The sequence below is a fragment of the Actinomycetes bacterium genome (assembly GCA_036510875.1).
Taxonomy (GTDB): Bacteria; Actinomycetota; Actinomycetes; order Prado026; family Prado026; genus DATCDE01.
This window is the reverse complement of sequence record DATCDE010000164.1, coordinates 1-2,306: the sequence shown is the minus strand read 5'-3', so window position 1 is coordinate 2,306 and position 2,306 is coordinate 1. Positions and strand designations below refer to the sequence as shown.

The window sequence follows — 2,306 nt, the reverse complement described above, 5'->3', positions numbered from 1 at the left end:
CAGCGCGGTCGCCCGAGCCGGCGGGTCCAGGTACGCGTTGCGGCTGGACAGCGCCAGGCCGTCCGGGTCGCGCACGGTCGCCACCGGCTCGATCCGGACCGGCACGTTCAGGTCGTGGACCATCTGCCGGACCAGGGTCAGCTGCTGCGCGTCCTTCTGCCCGAACAGCGCGACGTCGGGACGGACGACGTCGAACAGCTTGAGCACCACGGTGAGCACGCCGTCGAAGTGCCCGGGGCGGGCCGCCCCTTCGAACCGCTCCGCCATCGGGCCGGCGGCGACCCGCACCAGCGGCTCGCCGTCGGGGTACATGCCCTCGACCGTCGGGGCGAACACCAGGTCGACGCCGGCCGACTCGCACAGGGCGAGGTCGGCGTCCAGGGTGCGGGGGTAGCGGTCCAGATCCTCGGCCGGCCCGAACTGCAGCGGGTTGACGAAGATGCTGACCGCCACGGCGTCCGCGACCTCGTGCGCCCGCGCGACCAGCGCGGCGTGCCCCGCGTGCAGCGCCCCCAGCGTGGGCACCAGTGCGAGGGCGCGCGCGCCCGCCCGAAGCCGGTGGGCGTCGGCCCGGCAGGACCCGAGGTCCCCGGACAGCACCAGCGCGCTCATCCGACGGTCCCCTCGTCGACCGGCCCGGCCAGCGCCTCGAGCAGCGCCTCCGCGTCGGCCGGCCGCAGCCGTCCGGACGCGAGCGCCCGGTCGGCCGTGGCCCGCGCCAGCGCCCGGTAGCTGGGCAGTGTCTCGGGGGCCGCCGCGCCGATCACCCGCACGTGCGCGGCGACCGTACCGGCGTCCCCGCGCGCGACCGGGCCAGTCAGCGTGACCTCGCCGGCGCTCACCGCGTTGTCCAGGGTCGCGGCCAGCAGCGGCCCGATCACCCGGCCCGGCTGTTCGATCCCGGCGCGGCGCAACAGGTCCGTGGCCTGGGCCACCAGGGTGGTCAGGTGGTTCGCGCCGTGCGCGAGGGCCGCGTGGTAGAGCGTGCGGTCCGCCTCGGCGACCCAGACCGGCTCGCCGCCCATCTCCAGCACGAGCGCCTCGGCGATCGGGCGCAGCGGCTCCGGGGCGGTGACCCCGAACGAGCAGCCGGCCAGCCGGCCCAGGTCCATGGCCGTCCCGGTGAACGTCATCACCGGGTGCAGCGCCAGCGGCAGCGCTCCCTGCGCGCGGGTCGGCTCGAGCACCGCGAGGCCGTAGCGGCCGGCCGTGTGCGCGAGCAGCTGACCCGGCCGCACCGACCCGGTGGCGGCCAGGCCGGCGACCAGCGTGGGCAGCGCGGCGTCCGGCACGCACAGCAGGGCCAGGTCCACGTCGGCCAGCACGTCGTGCGGGGCCACCAGCGGGACGCCGGGGAGCAGCCGCTCGGCCCGGGCCCTCGACGCGTCGGACACCCCCGAGGCGGCCACGATCCGGTGCCCCGCCGCGAGCAGCGCAGCGCCGAGCACCGCACCCACCCGGCCCACGCCCAGGACGCCGACGGACAGCCGCCCCGGGCGAAGGTGCGGGACGGGCTGAGCGCTCATCGGGGCAGCGTACGACGCCACCGCTGCGGGGCTGCTGCGGCGTCGGGCCGGCACGGTGCGGGAAGGCAGGGACACCGTCGGCGTACCGTCCCGGTGTGCCCTGGGAGCCATGGCGAAGCGCCGTCCAGCGGGCGCTGTACGGCCCGGCCGGCTTCTACCGGCGGGCGGAGGGCCCGGCCGGGCACTTTCGCACGTCACCGCATGTGGGGCCCGACCTCGCCCGGGCGCTGCTCGTCCTGCTGGGCGACGTCGACGCTGCACTCGGCCACCCGCGGCGGCTCGACCTGGTGGACGTCGGTGCCGGGCGCGGCGAGCTGCTCGTGGAGCTGCGCGCCCAGTCCGGCGGCGCGCGGTTCGGTGGACGGTTGCGGCTGCTGGGCGTCGACCTGGCCGACCGGCCCCCCGGACTGCCGGACGACGTCGGCTGGGCGGACGCCGTCCCGCCCGGCCTGACCGGGCTGGTCGTGGCCAACGAGTGGCTGGACAACGTGCCGGTCGACGTCGTCGAGGTCGGATCGGACGGGCCCCGGCTGGTGCTCGTCGACCCGGCCAGCGGCGCGGAGCGGCTCGGCGGACCGGCGGACGCCCTTGACGCCGAGTGGCTGCAGCGGTGGTGGCCGGTGACCGAGGCCGCGGTGGGCGCCCGCGCCGAGGTCGGTCGCCCCCGCGACGACGCCTGGGCCGGGCTCGTGGGGTCAGTCACGTCCGGCCTGGCCGTGGGCATCGACTACGGGCACGTCGCCGCCGACCGTGCCGCGGGGCGCTACCCGGCCGGCACGC

General features: G+C 77.7%; 3 protein-coding genes. 1 reads left to right on the top strand and 2 read right to left on the bottom strand.

Going from position 1 to position 2,306, the window contains the following annotated elements; genetic code table 11:
- On the bottom strand, positions 1-612 hold a 612-nt coding region (panC, locus tag VIM19_09550), incomplete at its 3' end, for a pantoate--beta-alanine ligase (GenBank protein ID HEY5185125.1).
- Positions 609-1,526, bottom strand: coding sequence for a DUF2520 domain-containing protein (locus tag VIM19_09545; GenBank protein ID HEY5185124.1), 918 nt, complete (start codon positions 1,524-1,526; stop codon positions 609-611). The genes panC and VIM19_09545, both read right to left, overlap by 4 nt.
- Before the next feature lie 95 nt (positions 1,527-1,621).
- Between VIM19_09545 and VIM19_09540 the strand changes: the two genes are divergently transcribed.
- Positions 1,622-2,306, top strand: a 685-nt coding sequence (locus VIM19_09540; protein ID HEY5185123.1) for an SAM-dependent methyltransferase, incomplete at its 3' end; no start/stop codon positions are given.

Bases quoted from the DNA above. Each gene is read 5' to 3' on its own strand.
- VIM19_09545 (HEY5185124.1), bottom strand. From the start codon at position 1,526: ATGAGCGCTCAGCCCGTCCCGCACCTTCGCCCGGGGCGGCTGTCCGTC.